This is a genomic window from Kribbella sp. NPDC048837, assembly GCF_055586945.1.
On sequence record NZ_JBVJHF010000002.1, the window covers coordinates 1,450,235 to 1,467,139 of the forward strand.

The window sequence follows — 16,905 nt, forward strand, 5'->3', positions numbered from 1 at the left end:
AGGGGGACGTGATGATCGCCATCGACACCGTCGTGATCGGTGCCGGCCATGCCGGGCTGGCTGTCAGCCGGCTGCTCACCCGGGCGGACCGGGATCACGTGGTCATCGACCGGGGACACCTCGCCGAGAGTTGGCGCAGCGAACGCTGGGACTCGCTGCGACTGCTCTCGCCGAACTGGTTGATGCGCCTGCCCGACTGGGAATACCAGGGACCCGATCCGGACGGATTCATGACCACCGCCCGCTTCGTCCGCCACCTCGAGCGGTACGCCGAGTCGTTCGGCGCCCCCATCATCACGAGCACAACCGTGCTGGAGCTGTCGGGTATTGGCCCCGGCGACTATCGACTCGTCACCGATCGCGGCACGTGGCGACCTCGCCACGTGGTCATCGCGACCGGACCCGGAGTGCCACGGGTTCCGGCCGGGCTCGGTGAAGGCATCACCACGGCGACCGGCTATCGCAACCCGGCACAGCTCCCGCCTGGCGGCGTGCTGGTGATCGGCGCCTCGGCTTCCGGCGTACAGATCGCCGACGAGCTGAACCGGGCGGGCCGCGAGGTGTTCCTCTCGGTGGGCCGGCACACGAGACTGCCGCGCTCGTACCGTGGCAAGGGCATCTTCTGGTGGCTGGAGCGCACCGGGCGACTGGCGCGGACCATTGACGACGTCCGTGACCCGGTGGCGGCGCGGCGGGAGCCGTCGATGCAACTGGCGGGCCGGGCCGGAGAGCTCGACCTGGTCACTCTGCAGGCCGATGGGGTCCGACTGCTCGGCCACTTCGACGGCATAGCGGGATCCCGAGCGCACTTCCGGCCGGACCTGGCCGAGAACGCCGCGTCAGCCGATGCACGCATGTACCGCCTGCTCGACGCCATGGACCAGTACGTCGATGCCCCGCGCGGCCACCGCCCACCCGCGCTGGTCGCACCAGCTCCGACGGGTGCCGTAGACCTGCGACGAGCTGGCATTACCACCGTCCTCGTCGCCAGTGGCTTCAAGCCTGACTACCCGTGGCTGCGGCTACCCATCCGTGGTTCGGACGGCCACATCCAGCAGGAACGTGGCGTCACCGCCGCACCCGGGGTGTACGTCGTCGGCCAGCGGTTCCAGCACCGGCGTGACTCCGCGTTCATCGACGGAGCCCGTCACGACGCGGCAGCCGTCGTACGGCATCTGACCGCCCGCAACGAGGAGCCGGCCGCATGAGCACGCAGTACGACGTCGTGGTCGTCGGTGGACGGGTGGCGGGTGCGTCTACCGCGATGCTGCTGGCCCGGGCGGGTGCTCGCGTCGCTCTGGTCGAGCGGGCTGCCTGCGGGACTGACACCGTCTCGACGCACGGCCTGATGCGGGCCGGGGTCCTGCAGTTGGCGCGCTGGGGATTGCTGGACCAGTTGGGCGGCACGCCGCCGATCCGGTGTACGACGTTCCACTACACCGACCGCGAACCCGAGCCGGTCACCATCCGGCCCAGTGGTGGCGTGGACGCCTTGTACGCACCGCGTCGTCAACTCCTCGACCGCATCCTCGTCGACGCGGCGGCCGCCGCGGGTGTGCAGGTCCGGCACGAGACAGCGGTCACGGGACTACTGCGTGACGAGCTCGGGCGGGTGACGGGCGTCCGGATCCAGGATCGGACCAGGCGGGCCGAGGAGATCCGGGCCGGGATCACCGTCGGCGCCGACGGCATCCGGTCGACCGTGGCGTCCGCAACCGGTGCGTCCGTCCTCCGGCGAGGCCGGACGTGCAGCGCGGTGCTCTATCGGTACTACGCGGACGTGCAGGTCACCGGGTACGAGTGGGCTTACGCGCCCGGCAGCGGCGCCGGCCTGATCCCCACGAACGACGGGTTGACCTGCGTCTTCGTCGCCACCACCCCGGACCGGATGCGAGCTCTGCGCCGCAGCGGGACCGACCAGGCCTTCGCCAGCCTGCTCGCGGAAACCTCGTCCGACCTGGCCGGCCGCGTGCTTCCGGCGAAGCCGGCGGGCCGGATGCACGGCTGGGCCGGCGCGGCTGGATTCGTCAAGCGGTCTTACGGGCCGGGGTGGGCGCTGGTCGGCGACGCGGGCTACTACAAGGACCCGATCACCACGCATGGAATCACCGATGCTCTGCGCGATGCGGAGCTGCTGAGTGATGCGCTGACCGGAGGTGAAGCGGACCCGGAGAGCTATCAGGCCACGCGCGACCGCCTGTCGAGTGCACTGTTCGAGGCCACCGAATCGGTCGCGTCGTACGCATGGAGCCTCGACGAGATTCGGGTGCTGCTCCGGCAGGTCAGCGCCGCGATGCGCGACGAGGTCGCGCACTTCCTGGTATAGAAGGGGATTCTCCTGGCGCCTACGATCCGACGTATGCAGGTCAGCGTGCAGCTCCTGGGCGGGTTCACGGTCCTCGTGGACGGCACGCCGATCACCGCGAACCGGTGGGGTCGGCGTCAGGCCGCCGCGCTGGTCAAGCTGCTCGCGCTCGCGCCCGACGGCAGGGTCCACCGGGACCGCGTCGTCGATGCCCTGTGGCCTGAGGTCCCCATGGATGTCGCGCTGCCGCGACTGCACAAGGCGGCGCACTACGCCCGCTCAGTCCTCGGTGATCGGGACGCCGTCGTCCTGAAGGGCGAGGTGATCGCGCTCTTCCCCGGCGCGCGGCTCGAGGTCGACGCAACGACCTTCGACGGTGCCGCGGACGATGCGCTAGGCAGTGAGCCGGTATCGCCCGAACGCTGCGCCCGGGCGTTGAAGCTGGCCGGCGAACTGCTGCCCGACGACTTGTCCGAGCCCTGGCTGGAGGAACCCCGCGAGCGCCTGCGCCTCCGGGTCATGCGCCTGCTGCGCTGTGCCGGCCGGTGGGAAGACCTGCTCGTCATGGATCCCGCGAACGAGGAGGCACATGTCGAGCTTCTGCGCGAGGCGGTAGTGGCCGGAGATCGCGCGAGCGGGCTGCGCCGGTACGCACGGATGGAAAGAGTCCTCGACACTGAGCTCGGCCTCGCGCCCGGACCCGAGGCCGTCGTACTGCGGGATCGCTTGCTGGCGGTCGATGCGCAACCTCCGCAGGTGGCGGTGGAACCGCGCAGTCCCGGCCGGACGGAGTTGGTGGAGCGCGACGTCGAGTTGGCGGAGCTCGCAGCGGCGGCCGATGCGGCGGTGGACCAAGGCCGTGGTGTCGTCGCACTGGTGTCGGGTGAGGCCGGGGCCGGCAAGTCGGCTCTGGTGCGTGCTTTCCTCGACGGGTTGAGCCCTGCGATCAGGGTGGCTGTGGGCGGGTGTGACGACCTGCTGGCGCCGCGCAGTCTCGGGCCGTTCCGCGACATGGCCGAGAACGATGAGGAGCTCGCCGCGGCACTCTCGGGCGATCGACCCGACAGCGTGCTGCCTGCCTTGCTGCGGGTCTTCTCCGAGCGTCCGTCGGTCGTGGTGGTGGAGGACATCCACTGGGCCGACGACGCGACGCTCGACGCGATCCGCTTCCTCGCCCGGAGGTTCCCGGGCATCCCGGCCGTCCTGCTGCTGACCTTCCGCGAGACCGGGGTCGACGCCGGGCACCCGCTCCGGCAGTTGCTCGGCAGCCTGGCCGGCCCGTCCGTCCAGCGCGTCGCGCTCCCGCCCTTGAGCGTGGAGGCGGTACGACGACTTGGCGCGGCGACCCCGGAGGACGCCGTCGAGATCCACCGGGTGACGCAGGGGAACCCGTTCTTCGTCACCGAGGTGCTCGCCGGCGGCGGGGCCGGCGTACCGCACACCGTGCGCGACGCGGTCCTCGCGCGGGTGGGCAAGTTGTCCGCCGCCGCCCGGGCGCTGGTCGAACGGCTGTCAGTCATCCCGTCCCGGACCGAGCGCCGGCTGGCCGAGAGCCTCGCAGATCCGGAGGTCCTGCTCGAGGTCGAGCGGTCCGGCATCGTGATCGGCACCGAGGCAACGGTCTCCTTCCGCCACGAGCTGGCCAGGCGGGCGATCGAATCCGCGCTGACCGCGGGTGAGCGGATCCAGGCCAACAAGGCGGTGCTCGACGTACTCCTCGGACGGCCCGAGGTGGAGCCGTCCCGGCTGGTGCACCACGCGGAGCGAGCCGGGCGGACCGATGTCATCCTCGAGTTTGGCCCGGCTGCGGCTCTCGAGGCGGCCCGCCTCGGTGCGCATCGGCAGGCCGCGGACGTGCTGGACGTCGTACTGCGGCATCGTGAGCTGCTCGACTCGCGGACCGCTGCCAAGCTGTTCACCCGGCGGGCCTACTCGCTCTATGTCGTCAACCGTTTCGAGGCCGGGCGCGAGTCGGCCGAGTCAGGTGTCGAGGCCGCCGAGGGCGATCCCGTCCTGCAGGCCGAGGCGTTGCTCGTGCTGACGCGGGTTGCGATGTTCGCACCGGGGCCGATGCGGGCCCGGCAAGCGGCGGACCAGGCCGTCGAGATTCTCGAGCCGCTGGGTGACGACGCCCGGCTCGCGGCCGCGCTCATCGAGGTGGCCCGTGCGCACAGCAACCTGGCGACGGTCGGGATCGTCGCCGAGCCCAGCCCGCGGGCGGAGGCAGTTGCCGAGCGGGCGTTGAGCATCGGGCAACGACTCGGGCGGCCGGATCTGGAGGCGCAGGCCAGTTGCTATCTGGGTGATGCCCGGCTGGCCCGGGGTGATCCGCGCGGCGACGCGGACCTGCGGCGTGCGATCTCGCTGGCCGGGTCCGACAGCCGGATCGAGACCCTCGTGCGGTGCTACGTCAACGCGGCCGGCGGGGCGTATCGCAGTGGCCGGCTCGACGATGCTGAGAAGTACGTGGCCGGTGGGCTCCGCGCCGCGGCGGACGGGGAGTTCTTCGCGGGACAGTACCGGCTGCGGCTCACGATGGCCGCCGTGCAGGGGAGCCGGGGGAAGTGGGATCTGGCCATCGCCGATCTTCGGGCGCTGCTGGACGCGCCCGGAGAGCCGGGCGTGATGGCGACACTGGCCCGGAGTCTGCTGGCCCGTCTGCTCGCGCGCCGAGGGGATCCGGAAGCCGGCGCGGTCCTGGCGGTCGCCTTGGCGGACCGGACGGATGACAGTTTCGTGGCGAGTCGGCTGGCCGTGGCACAGGTCGAGCTCGGGTGGCTGGATGGCTCGTTGGGTTCGCTGACCGACGACGTACGGCGGGCTCTCGAGTCGGCCGAAGCCGGGGGACACCGATCGGTCCACGGCGAGTTGTGTGCGTACCTGCACCGGGCCGGGATCGACGTTCCCGCGCCGAGCGATGCGCCAGGACCGTGGGCTGCGACTCTCGCCGGTCGGTGGCAGGAGGCCGCCGCGGCGTGGGCCGGCCTTGGCGAGCGCTACGAACAGGCGATCGTGCTGGCCGGGGCGCCGGACAGCGCGGCCCGGGCGACCGGGCTGCAGCTGCTCCGCGACCTGGGCGCGGTGGCGACGAGCATCGCGGTCTGAACCCTTGACGAACGGGTTTTTAACCGGTTTAGTGACTGTTTAAACCGGTTTAAACCCCGTCAAGTGAGGTGCGCGTGAGCAGAGAGCGACCGACGATCGCTGACGTCGCGCGCCGGGCCGGGGTGTCCAAGGGCTCGGTCTCGTTCGCCCTGAACGGGCGGCCGGGTCTGGCGCAGGCGACCGTGGACAAGATCCTCGCGGCCGCCGACGAGCTCGGCTGGCGGCCGAGCCAGCGGGCCCGGTCACTGTCGGTGTCGAAGGCGTTCGCCCTCGGCCTGGTGATCACCCGGGACCCGGCCGTGCTGTCCTCGGACCCGTTCTTCCCGGCCTTCATCGCGGGCGTCGAGAGTGTGCTCGCCGTCGGTGGGCAGGCGCTGGTCCTGCAGGTCGTCACGGCCGGCCACGACGAGGAGGCCGGGTACCGGCGGCTCGTGCAGGACGCACGCGTCGACGGGGTGTTCCTGTCCGACCTGCGGCACGACGATCCCCGGATCGACCTGCTCGTCGAGCTCGGCCTGCCGGCGGTGACGCTGAACCGGCCGGACGGCGCATCGCCGTTCCCCGCGGTCACCCTGGACGACCGGCCAGGAACCAGGGCGGTGGTCGAGCACCTGCTCGAGCTCGGTCACACCCGGATCGCGCACGTCGCCGGTCCGCCCGTGTTCGTGCACGCGACCGCGCGGTCCGCCGCCTTCGTCGCGACCCTGGCCGCCGCCGGTCTGCAGCCGGTGGCGACCGAGACCAGCGATTTCACCGCCGCCGGCGGGATCGAGGCGACCCGGAAGCTGCTCGCCCTGCCGGAGCCGCCGACCGCGATCTTCTACGCCAACGACCGGATGGCAATCGCCGGTCTCGGCGCGGCGCAGGCCGCCGGACTGACCGTTCCGGACGACCTGAGCATCGCCGGCTTCGACGACAGCGAACTGGCCGAGTATGTCCACCCCGGCCTGACCACTGTCCGCGCCGACCCGTTCCGCTTCGGCGAGGCGGCGGCGCTCACCCTCAACCAGCTCGTCGACGGTGCGTCCGCCGTACCGGACGTCGAGCTTCCCCCCGCGCAGCTCGTCGTCCGCCGGTCCACCGGCCCCGTGCCTGCGTAGTGCCCCCCTGGAGGAAACATGAAGTTGCAAGCTGGACTGCTGGCCCTGGTTCTGGCCGGCTCACTCGCCGCCTGTGGTGACAGCGGCGGCGGCGCTGGTGACGCCGACGCCGCGGCCAAGGCGCGCGGCCCGATCACGATCTGGTACTCCAACAACGCCGAAGAAGTTGCCTGGGGCAAGCAGATGGTCTCGGCCTGGAACGCGGCCCACGCGGACCAGAAGATCACCGCCCAGGAGATCCCGACCGGGAAGAGCTCCGAGGAGGTCATCGGTGCGGCGATCACCGCGGGCAACGCGCCCTGCCTGATCTTCAACACCTCGCCGGCCTCGGTCTCGCAGTTCCAGAAGCAGGGCGGCCTGGTGGCGCTGGACAGCTTCAGCGACGGCAAGTCCTACATCGAGGACCGCTCCGGCGACGTCGCGCAGCAGTACAAGTCGTCGGACGGCAAGTACTACCAGCTGCCCTGGAAGTCGAACCCGGTGGAGATCTTCTACAACAAGAAGGCGTTCGCGAAGGCCGGGATCGACACCGCCAACCCGCCGCTGAAGACGTACGACGAGTTCCTCGCCACCTCCCGCAAACTGGTCGCCGCGAAGGCCGCGAAGTTCGCCATCTACCCGGCGCCGAGCAACGAGTTCTACCAGTCCTGGTTCGACTTCTACCCGCTGTACGCGGCCGAGTCCGGTGGCAAGCAGCTGATCGAGGACGGCAAGTCGACGTTCGCGTCCGACGAGGGCAAGAAGGTCGCGCAGTTCTGGCGGACGATGTACGCCGACAAGCTCGCCTCGCAGGAGAAGTACACCGGTGACGCGTTCGTCGACGGCACCGCCGCGATGGCCGTGGTCGGTCCGTGGGCGATCGCGACGTACAAGGGCAAGGTCGACTGGGGTGTCGTCCCGGTGCCGACCTCCTCGGGCAAGCCGGCCGACGAGATCCACACCTTCTCCGACGCGAAGAACGTCGCGATGTACTCCGCGTGCCAGAACCGCGGGACGGCGTGGGACGTGCTGAAGTTCGCCACCAGCCAGGAGCAGGACGGCAAGTTCCTCGAGACGACCGGTCAGATGCCGCTGCGCAAGGACGTCGCGACGGTGTACGCCGACTACTTCACCAAGAACCCGGACTACAAGACGTTCGCGGACCAGGCGGCCCGGACGGTCGAGGTGCCGAACGTGCCGAACTCGATCACGATCTGGCAGACCTTCCGCGACGCCTACTCGAAGTCGGTCATCTTCGGCCAGCAGGACCCCGGTGAGGCCCTCGACGGCGCGGCGCAGAAGATCGATCAGCTGGCCAAGCAGTCATGAGACGGGGTCCGGTCACCCGGATCCTGGGCGAACACCCGATCGGGACCGCCTTCGTCGCGCCGTACGTCGTGTTCCTGGTCGCCGTGTTCGCCTACCCGCTCGGGCTGGCGGTGTACATGTCGTTCCACGACTACTTCTTCGCGGCACCGGGCGCGGTCGTGGACCGGCCGTTCGTGGGCTTCGAGAACTACGTGACGGTGCTGACGGATCCCGCCGTCCAGCGGTCCTTCCTGAACGTGGTCATCTTCCTGGTGATCAACGTGCCGCTGACCGTCATCCTGTCGCTCGGACTGGCGAACGCGCTGAACGCCGCGATCCGGTGGCGGACGTTCTTCCGGGTGTCGTACTACGTGCCGTACGTGACCGCGAGCGTCGCCGTGGTCGGGGTCTGGCTGTTCCTGTTCAACTCGAACGGGCTGGTCAACTCGATCCTCGGCCCGCTCGCGCCGGACCCGTCCTGGCTGGTGAACTCGCACCTGGCGATGCCGACGGTCGCGATCTACGTGACCTGGAAACAGCTCGGGTTCTTCATCCTGCTCTACCTGGCCGCCTTGCAGAACGTCTCCAAGGACCTCTACGAGGCGGCCTCGATGGACGGCGCCGGTCGCTGGAAGTCGTTCCTGAACGTGACGGTGCCGGGAGTGCGGCCGGCGACCACGCTCGTCGTCCTGGTGGCGACGGTGACCGGAGCGAACCTGTTCACCGAGCCCTACCTGCTGACCGGTGGCGGTGGGCCTGACGGTGCGTCGGCCTCGCCGGTGCTGATCATGTACCAGCGCGGGATCGAGCAGGGCCAGCCGGACATCGGCGCGGCGATCGGTGTGCTGCTGGTGATCGGCGTACTCCTGATCGCCCTGATCGAACGGCGCTTCGTGGGGAGGGAGGACTGATGCGGTTACGGTTCGTCGCGTTGCTCGTCGGAGCCTTCGTGTTCCTCTTTCCCTTCTACTACATGCTGATCGGCAGTCTGCAGGCCGAGCCGGATCCGACGGTGAAGGGCGCGTTCCCGGAGCCGGGGAACCTGACGTTCCACAACTACGGCGAGATCGACAAGGCGATCAACCTCGGCCGGTCGCTGATCAACTCCGGCATCTTCACCGGTGGCGTGATCCTCGGGACGCTGGTCTTCGGTGTCCTCGCGGGCTACGCGCTGGCCCGGCTGCAGTTCCGCGGCCGCGGGCTGGTGTTCAACCTGATGCTGCTGATCCAGGTCGTGCCGTTCCAGTTGCTGACGATTCCGCTGTACGTGCTGATCGTGCGCAGCTACGGACTGGCCGACTCCTACGGCGGGATGATCCTGCCGTTCGTGATCAACTCGACCGCGGTCTTCGTGTTCCGCCAGTACTTCCTGCAGTTGCCGGCCGAGCTGTTCGACGCGGCCCGGATCGACGGCGCGTCCGAGCTCAGCATCCTCTGGCGGGTCGCCGTACCGCTGGTGCGGCCGGCGCTGCTGACCGGTGTGCTGCTGACGTTCATCGGGCCGTGGAACGAGTTCCTCTGGCCGTTCCTGATCACCAAGCAGCAGGACCTGCAGCCGCTGGCCGTGTCGTTGTCGAACTACCTGACGACCGTGTCGGCGCGGGCGGCGAACCCGTTCGGCGCCGTCCTCGCGGGGGCCTGTGTGCTGGCCGCACCGGCCGTCGGCCTGTTCCTGATCTTCCAGCGCCGCTTCATCTCGACGAACATCTCGTCCGGGGTGAAGGGCTAACTCTTGAAGGGCTTTTCGTGGTGACTGTTCCTTATACCCTGACCCGGGTCGGCGTGCTGATGACGGCCGAGCCGGGCAACGAACTCGAGGCCGAGGGCGTGCTCAACCCGGCCACCGGGCACACCCCGGACGGGCAGCTGTACCTGCTGCCCCGACTGGTTGCGTCCGGCAACATTTCCCGGGTCGGCCTGGCCAGGGTCGAGCTCGCCGATGGTGTCCCGGTCGGTGTGCAGCGTGAAGGCGTCGTCCTGGCCCCGGACGAAGGCTGGGAGCGCGGGAAGAACAACGCCGGGGTCGAGGACCCGCGGGTGACGTTCGTACCGTCGCTCGGCCTGCACGTGATGACGTACGTCGCCTACGGCCCGCTCGGCCCCAAGCCGGCGCTCGCGGTGTCGTCGGATCTCCGGGACTGGCGCCGGTTGGGGCCGCTGCACTTCGAGTACCAGCCCGACCTCGACACCGACCTGAACCTGTTCCCGAACAAGGACACGGTGTTCTTCCCCGAGCCGGTGCCCGGTCCGGACGGCGAGCCGTCGTACGCGATGCTGCACCGGCCGATGTGGGACCTCGGCTGGTTCCGCGAGGGCGAGGGCGTGCATCTGCCGGCCGGGGTCACCGACGACCGGCCGGGGATCTGGGTGTCGTTCGTCCCCGTGGCCGACGTCGAGCGTGATGTGCGGAACCTCGTGCATCTGCGGAATCACCGGCTGGTGGCGATGTCGGAGTACCCGTTCGAGGAGTTGAAGATCGGGGCCGGGCCGGCGCCGCTGCGGGTGCCGGAGGGCTGGCTGGTGATCCACCACGGCGTCACCGGTGAGCAGCCGGAAGGCTTCGACCCGACCACGCAGAAGGTCTGCTACGCGGCCGGCGCGCTGCTCCTCGACCCGGAGGACGTGACCCGCGTGATCGCCCGTACGCCGGAACCGATCCTCGTCCCCGAGACCGAGGAGGAGCGGGTCGGGACCGTCGGCAACGTCGTCTTCCCGACCGCGATCGAAGAGGTCGACGGAGTCCGGTACGTCTTCTACGGCATGGCCGACGCCGCCATCGGCGTCGCCAGATTGGACCGCCTGTCATGAAACCCACCCGCCGAACCGTCCTCGGCGGTGCGGTGGCCCTGGCCGCCGCATCAGCGGTAACACTCCCGGCGTCCGCGTCCGGACGTCTGTCCAACCTCGCCCATCTCGACTTCCTGCGTACGTCGGTCACACCGCCGCCGGTCGCCGGACACAGCACCCACGGCTCCGGTCCGTTGGGAGTCCTCTGGACCTATGCGGACCGGCAGTCCGACGGTTCGTACAAGCGCATCGGCGGCGGCACCTACGACGCGGCGACCAACACCTACGGGCAGGGCGCCTACAACGCCGACGACATCGCCCGGGCCGCTGTGGTCTACATCCGGCACTGGCAGCAGTTCGGCGACCGCACCTCGATGGTCGCCGCGCGAGACCTGTTGCGTGGGTTGACGTATCTGCAGTCGGCCAACGGCAACGTGGTGCTCTGGATGCAGCCGGACGGCACGCTGAACCCGAGCGCCGACCCGGTCGAGCTCCCCGACCCGTCCGACTCCGGGCCGTCGTACTGGCTCGCCCGGACCGTGTGGGCGCTGGGGGAGGGGTACGCCGCCTTCCGCCGGACCGACGACGCTTTCGCCGGTTTCTTGAAGGCTCGCCTCGAGCTTGCGCTCTCCGCTTTGGAACGGCAGGTCCTGATCCGCTGCGGCACCTGGAACGTCGTCGACGGTCGGCGTCTGCCCGCATGGCTCATCGTCAACGGCGCCGACGCGACCTCCGAGGCGGTCCTCGGTCTGTCGGCGTACGTCCGGGCCGGCGGATCGTCGCGGGCTCGGCGCGCGTTGTCGCAGTTCGCGGAAGGCATCGCGGCCATGAGTGCCGGTACGAGCCAGGTCTGGCCGTTCCGCGCGCTGCTGCCGTGGGGCGAGTCGATCTCGGACTGGCACGCCTGGGGCGCCCAGATGCCGTCAGCACTTGCCGCCGCATCATCGGTGCTGGATTCTCGCCGGCTGTTGACCTCAGCCATCGGCGACACTGCCGGCTTCACACCGCTGCTGATGACTGCCGGCGGTCCCGACAACGGTTGGCTCCCGACCCCGATCGATCGCACGCAGATCGCCTACGGCGTCGACGCTCGCCTGCAGTGTCTGCTGGCGGTCGGACTGCCTGGCCTGAAGCAGGTCGCCGCCTTCGTCGCCGCCTGGTACTTCGGCGCGAACCGGGCCGGTGAGGCGACGTACGACGCAACCACCGGCCGCACGTACGACGGTGTCTCCGGCGACGGCGTCATCAACCGCAACTCCGGCGCCGAGTCCAGCATCCACGGGCAACTCTCCATGCTCGCCCTCGACGCCGCCCCGGAGGTTGCCCGGTTGGCTCGGGAGCTCGGCACCGGTGCCTCGAGTCGCGACGGCCTCGAGATCGTCGAGGCGGAGTCCGCCGTCGGCGGCCAGGTGGTCACCCCACCGTCGGCCTGGACCGGCGAATCCCAATGGAGCAACGGTTCCTACCTGTCCGTCGATGCCGGTGCGTCCGCGACCTGGACCTTCCCGGCATCACCGCAGCCCCGGCTCGTGCTCCCGGTCGTCAATCTGATCAACACCCCGACACCCGCCCGCACCACCTGGACCTCGGGCTCGCGGGTGCTGGGCGCGATCAACCACGTCACCGGTCCGCAAGGTATCTCCGCGGCGCCCGGTGCCTTGCAGCCCATCACGTTGGGTGTGCCGCTTCCGCCGTACGCTAGAAGTCTGACGGCGGTGGCGACCGGTCCGGTCCAGCTGGACGCGCTGTTGCTCATCCCGACGATCAGCAGCCTCCGACTGGGTGCGGCGACCTTGCTGACCAGTGTGGACACCCATCCCCGCACGGTCAGCGTCCCGGGCAAGGTCGCCTACTCCTACACGTCCAGTGGGGTGCTGCACTCCCGCGGCAAACCTGCTCGTGCGGTCGTGCAGCCCGGCGGGTTCACCGTCGTACTCGGCTGAGCGCCTCAGCACACCGGTCGGCAACGAAAGCCAGCGCCTGGCCGCGTTGGCGGAAGAGGTGCCGGCTGTCGGTTTGCTGGTGGTAGGCGTTGTGTGAGGGGTCGGAGGCGCGGCCGAGGAGACCGGGAAGGAGCCAGGCGTACTTGACGCCGGACGCCATCACGGCCAGCCGGACCTGATCGGGGTCGCCGCGCCACCCGGCCTCGTGGAGACCGTCGAGGTAGTTGGCGATGCAGGTCTCGGCCAGCTCCGGCAGACGTTCGGCCGGCCAGAACAGGTCGAAGACGGCGTCCGGGATGTGGTTGCCCACGTCCTCGCCGAGGGCGCCGTCGCCGGTGAACGCCCAGTCGAACAGGGCGAGCTCGCCGGTCGGTCGCTGGATCACGTTCGAGACCCAGAAGTCGAGGTGGCAGCGCGCGCGGGGGAGGCTCGCGACCAGGTCGAGCAGCTCGTCGCGGTGGGCCAGCAGGTAGGTCCAGGCCGCCCGCAGTTTGGGCGGCCAGTTCTCCGCGACGAGCGGCTGCTGCCAGGCCGCGTCGTCGGTCATCAGCTGCCAGGGGACGTCCCGAGTCGTGGAGTAGTCGCGCAGGAAACCGGTCGACGTCCACGCCCTGGCCGCCGCGGGTCGCGCCTGCCACCGGCCGCACGCGCGGGCCAGCGCGGCATGCTCGGCCAGACTGAACTCGGTCCCCGGGGTGCCGTCGATGTGCTCCAGCAGTAGTACGGCGCCGTCCGCGTACTCCTCGACCTCCGCCGCGGGGAGCACGAGGCCGGCGTCGGCGAGCTGCTTGCGGAGCTCGTCGTCCTGGTAGACCTCCAGCTCGCGACGCCAGTAGTTCCAGTGCCGCGGGTCGGTCGAGGCGGCCCACGGGCCGGTCGAGTCCACCGGCTTGCGGAGCTGCTTGCGTACCGCGGTGCGGCCGTCGGCGTACGTGAGGCGCTCGACGGACGCCGTCACCGCGTTCAAGGGGTTGTGCCGCAGAGTCGCCGTACTGATCTCGGCAGTCATGAACAGCAATGCTGACACGCACCGGGTGGCTTAGCCCAGGAGTATCCGCGGAGGGAGACCGGTCAGGGCTTTCACGTCCCGGGTGAAGTGGGCCTGGTCGGCGTACCCGGTGAGGACGGCGACGTCCGCGAGCGCTTCACCGGTGCGGGCGCGGTCGAGCGCGACGTTCATCCGGAGGACGCGGTCGAGCATCTTCGGGCCGTAGCCGAACGCGTTCAGGCAGCGCCGGTGCAGCTGGCGCTCGCTCAGGCCCACGCTGCCGGCCAGGCTCAGCACGCCCGCGCTTCCGCGCAACATGCCGGATCGGATGCTGCGCAGCACGTGGGAGATCAGTCGGTCCGGCGGGACCTCGGCCAATCTGGCGACTGCTTCATCCAGTGCGAAGGCCGGGTCCGGTGCGGAGCGCACCCGGTCCAGCAGGCGTCTGCTCCTTGTCGGGGACCAGAGGTCACTCAGCGGGACGCGCTCGTTCAGCAGGTCACGCGCGGGGACGCCGAGGAATCCTGGTGCCGCTCCGGGGGCGAACCGGATCCCGGCGTACCTCGTGCCTGCCTCGGCGGTCCCCGTCCAGGCCTTGCTGTCCGGGCCGGCCACGATCAGGTCATCGTCCATCAGGATCAGGTCCATGCAGCCGTCGGGCAGGACCCGGTAGTCACCGCCCTCGGCGGTCCGCGTCCACAGCGCGGCGCCTCCGACCATGGCGGGTCGCTCCCGGTACGGCTCGACAACCAGAGTCACGTGCCCAGTCTGCAACGCACCGCCGACAGTTTCCGCTCGCGGCGGGTTGCCGGGTCGTGGGGGGTTGCCGGTTCGTTGGGGGCTGCCGCCTCGTGTGGGTTGCCGTGTCGTGTGGGTTGCGCGGTCAGCTGGGGATCACGTCGTACATGGTGACGCCGGTGGGGACGTATTTGACCAGGGCAACGTTCTCGCGGATCAGTTCGTCGCGGGTCGCCGTGCCGGTGCGGCGGTCGATCACGGTCCGCCAGATCTCGTTGCGGCGGAAGTAGTCCGCGCCGACCCGGAGGAACCGCTCGTCCCGGGAGAACACCCGGTACGACGACTCGGCCGGGGTGTCGGCGAGGATCTCGCCCTCGAGGTAGCGCTCGCCGACGTCGAGCCGGAGCTGGAACGCCTGGTCGGTGTCGTTGCGGAACTGCAGGTCCACATAGTTGTAGACGATGCTGCAGCCCACGCCCCACGGCAGCACCCGCCCGTTGTCCGGGAACGGGTCGAAGCTGTGCGTGGACCGCTCAATCACCGTCATCGGCGAGTGCAGCACCATCCAGTGCAGCAGATTGGCGAGCTGGCAGATCCCGCCGCCGATCCCGGGCCGAGCCTGGCCGTTCGAGAGCCGCATGCCCTTCCGGTACCCCTTGCGGCGCGTCGCGTTCCCCACCAGCTTGTTGAACGAGAACGTCTCACCCGGCCGGATCAGCAGCCCGTCCACCTGCGCACACGCGAGCTTCAGATTGGTCACCTTGTTGTGCTGCATCCACATCTCGGTCTCACCGAGCTGCCGCAACAGCAACGACTTGTGCTGCTTCACTCGCACCGGCAGGTCGTCCATCTGCTTCGTGCATGCGAACCGCGTGGTGGACGTCATCCACTCGAGGCGCTTGAGCACCCGGTGGTACCGCACTGCCAGCGGATAGAGCAGCGGCATCCGCTCGGCCCACCGACGTCGCCGTACCGCAGGCAACACGCGCGCCCGCTCCGCGTCGGTCAAGTCCGCCAACCCGATCCGCCACGGCACACCCGGCGTCACCCCAGTGAACTCCGGCCGCACGCCGCCCGCCTCCAGCGCTCCGCTGACTGTGGTCTCAGATATTCGTTCCCCCCGACGAGGAAGGCCGATCCCACGACCGACCCGGTCACGGTACGCCGCCGCTGCCCCAACCACATGACAGCAACAGCACGATCCGATTGCGCTCCTTGAGACGCCCCAAGCTCCCCTGGAGTTCGACCCGACGGGGTCCTTCCAGCGAGCCGCGACCTCGACACCGACCGCGAGTCTCCGCCGTCATCAGCCCGTCCGAACGGTTGCGCGGACGATCACCCGAGCTCGAGCGCCGTGCAAACCCACCGGTTGCGGCGAATCTCCATCCGCAAAGCAATCGCCCGCGACCGCTCCCCGTGCCGCACATGCGCCGCAACCTCAGCCACATGCTCAGCCGGCGCACACACCCGCACCGACCGCACCGCACTCCGCTCCTTAGCTCCCCGACTGGTAGCCGTCGTCGTCAACCCCAACATCCGAACCCGCCGATTCAACTCCGAGAACACCGCATCATCCGTAAACCGAACCAACTGCGAAATCGGCCGATCCCCTGCCAACACCTCCGAAACCGCCTGCACCAACCGAGAAGCCCAAACCCCCACCTCCGGCACCCCAACCCCACCCACACCACCCCGACCAGCAGGAGCTCGGTCCACCCCCGACCCACCACTCGCAACCGCTCCCGGAGCAGCTGCCCCGTCCACAACCTCTCCACCAGCCCGCACCGCAGCAAGCGCCCGCCCCTCAACCCCCGGTCCACGTACGCCGTCAGCCTCCGCGACCTCACCAGCCTCAGCCGCCGCACCCGCACCCGCGCCGGCCTCCGCACCCGCACCACGGACCACACCGGCCTCCGCCGTGCCCGCACCCGCTCCCGCCGCCGCGACCGGCACGCCAATCGCACCCGACTTCGCCGACCCACCGGTCTCATCCGAGCCCGGCGCCACCGCCCCAGCCCCGTCCACCAGCGGGTCGCCGGCCGGCAGTGCTGCCAGCCTCCGCGCCTCAGCAACCACCTCGGCCGCGGCCTGGCCCACAACAGCCTGTACGGCGACCTTCTCATCCGCCCCGCCCGCCACCTCAGGCGCCGAGGTAAGCGCCGCCAGACTGGTGAGAGTGCTCGGCGCAGACACCACCCCGAGCCGAGCGATCGCCCGCAACCGCATCGCCAACGCCTCAGCCGTCATGCTCTCCGCGTACCGCACGGTCGCCGGCACACAGTGCTCAACACCAGGCTCGCCCCCCGGCGCAGCACCCGGCTTGTCACCAGGCTCGTCACCGCACACGGCACCCGACCCGACGCCATGCACGGCACCTGGCGCGGCACCCGACCCGACGCCATGGACGGCACCGGGATCGGCGCCCGACTCGACCCCATGCACGGCACCGGCCGCGCCAGCGGTCGCGTCGTCGAGCGTGGAGCCCGGTGCGGTACCTGCCCCTGCGGAACCGCCGATTGCGCGCAGTCGGGGTGTTGCAATGCCGACCTGCCCGACGACGTCGTCGGAGGCGGATGTGGGTGGGACTGCTGCGAGGGAGAGGGGAGTGGGGTGCTGGAGTTCGTCCGCACGGAGGTTCTGTGGCTGGCTCAT

13 protein-coding genes are annotated in these 16,905 nt (G+C 70.0%); 9 read left to right on the forward strand and 4 right to left on the reverse strand.

Annotated elements, in window-relative coordinates; all coding sequences use genetic code 11:
• Positions 1 to 11 precede the first annotated feature (11 nt).
• The 9 genes from ACZ6O0_RS14905 (at position 12) to ACZ6O0_RS14945 (ending at position 12,527) form a co-directional block, all read left to right on the forward strand.
• Positions 12 to 1,208 (forward strand): NAD(P)-binding domain-containing protein, encoded by a 1,197-nt coding sequence (locus tag ACZ6O0_RS14905; protein ID WP_465765417.1) that lies wholly within the window; start codon positions 12 to 14, stop codon positions 1,206 to 1,208.
• Complete coding sequence (locus ACZ6O0_RS14910; RefSeq protein ID WP_465765418.1) at positions 1,205 to 2,326, forward strand: NAD(P)/FAD-dependent oxidoreductase; 1,122 nt, start codon at positions 1,205 to 1,207, stop codon at positions 2,324 to 2,326. The genes ACZ6O0_RS14905 and ACZ6O0_RS14910 overlap by 4 nt, the downstream gene beginning before the upstream one ends.
• Before the next feature lie 33 nt (positions 2,327 to 2,359).
• On the forward strand, positions 2,360 to 5,410 hold the full coding sequence (locus ACZ6O0_RS14915; protein WP_465765419.1) for an ATP-binding protein: 3,051 nt from the start codon (positions 2,360 to 2,362) through the stop codon (positions 5,408 to 5,410).
• 74 nt (positions 5,411 to 5,484) lie between these two features.
• Positions 5,485 to 6,510, forward strand: coding sequence for a LacI family DNA-binding transcriptional regulator (locus ACZ6O0_RS14920; RefSeq protein ID WP_465765420.1), 1,026 nt, complete (start codon positions 5,485 to 5,487; stop codon positions 6,508 to 6,510).
• An 18-nt stretch (positions 6,511 to 6,528) separates the two neighbouring features.
• On the forward strand, positions 6,529 to 7,818 hold the full coding sequence (locus ACZ6O0_RS14925; RefSeq protein WP_465765421.1) for an extracellular solute-binding protein: 1,290 nt from the start codon (positions 6,529 to 6,531) through the stop codon (positions 7,816 to 7,818).
• Complete coding sequence (locus tag ACZ6O0_RS14930; RefSeq protein WP_465765422.1) at positions 7,815 to 8,708, forward strand: carbohydrate ABC transporter permease; 894 nt, start codon at positions 7,815 to 7,817, stop codon at positions 8,706 to 8,708. Before ACZ6O0_RS14925 ends, ACZ6O0_RS14930 begins: the two co-directional genes overlap by 4 nt.
• Positions 8,708 to 9,526: a carbohydrate ABC transporter permease gene (locus tag ACZ6O0_RS14935; protein WP_465765423.1), complete on the forward strand. Its 819-nt coding sequence runs from the start codon at positions 8,708 to 8,710 to the stop codon at positions 9,524 to 9,526. Before ACZ6O0_RS14930 ends, ACZ6O0_RS14935 begins: the two co-directional genes overlap by 1 nt.
• 20 nt (positions 9,527 to 9,546) lie before the next feature.
• A complete protein-coding gene (locus ACZ6O0_RS14940) occupies positions 9,547 to 10,605 on the forward strand; it encodes a glycoside hydrolase family 130 protein (RefSeq protein ID WP_465765424.1) in 1,059 nt (352 codons plus the stop codon).
• Complete coding sequence (locus ACZ6O0_RS14945; RefSeq protein WP_465765425.1) at positions 10,602 to 12,527, forward strand: hypothetical protein; 1,926 nt, start codon at positions 10,602 to 10,604, stop codon at positions 12,525 to 12,527. Before ACZ6O0_RS14940 ends, ACZ6O0_RS14945 begins: the two co-directional genes overlap by 4 nt.
• Here ACZ6O0_RS14945 and ACZ6O0_RS14950 read toward each other — a convergent pair.
• The 4 genes from ACZ6O0_RS14950 to ACZ6O0_RS14965 all read right to left on the reverse strand — a co-directional run bounded on the left by ACZ6O0_RS14950 (position 12,508) and on the right by ACZ6O0_RS14965 (position 16,905).
• A complete protein-coding gene (locus tag ACZ6O0_RS14950) occupies positions 12,508 to 13,536 on the reverse strand; it encodes an aminoglycoside phosphotransferase family protein (RefSeq protein ID WP_465765426.1) in 1,029 nt (342 codons plus the stop codon). The genes ACZ6O0_RS14945 and ACZ6O0_RS14950 overlap by 20 nt on opposite strands.
• Positions 13,537 to 13,566: 30 nt before the next feature.
• Positions 13,567 to 14,274 carry a helix-turn-helix domain-containing protein gene (locus ACZ6O0_RS14955; protein ID WP_465765427.1) on the reverse strand — a complete coding sequence of 236 codons (708 nt, stop codon included), beginning with the start codon at positions 14,272 to 14,274 and terminating at the stop codon, positions 13,567 to 13,569.
• A gap of 124 nt (positions 14,275 to 14,398) precedes the next feature.
• A complete protein-coding gene (locus tag ACZ6O0_RS14960; protein WP_465765428.1) occupies positions 14,399 to 15,322 on the reverse strand; it encodes a VanW family protein in 924 nt (307 codons plus the stop codon).
• Between the two features lie 266 nt (positions 15,323 to 15,588).
• Positions 15,589 to 16,905 carry an Rv3235 family protein gene (locus tag ACZ6O0_RS14965; protein ID WP_465765429.1) on the reverse strand — a complete coding sequence of 439 codons (1,317 nt, stop codon included), beginning with the start codon at positions 16,903 to 16,905 and terminating at the stop codon, positions 15,589 to 15,591.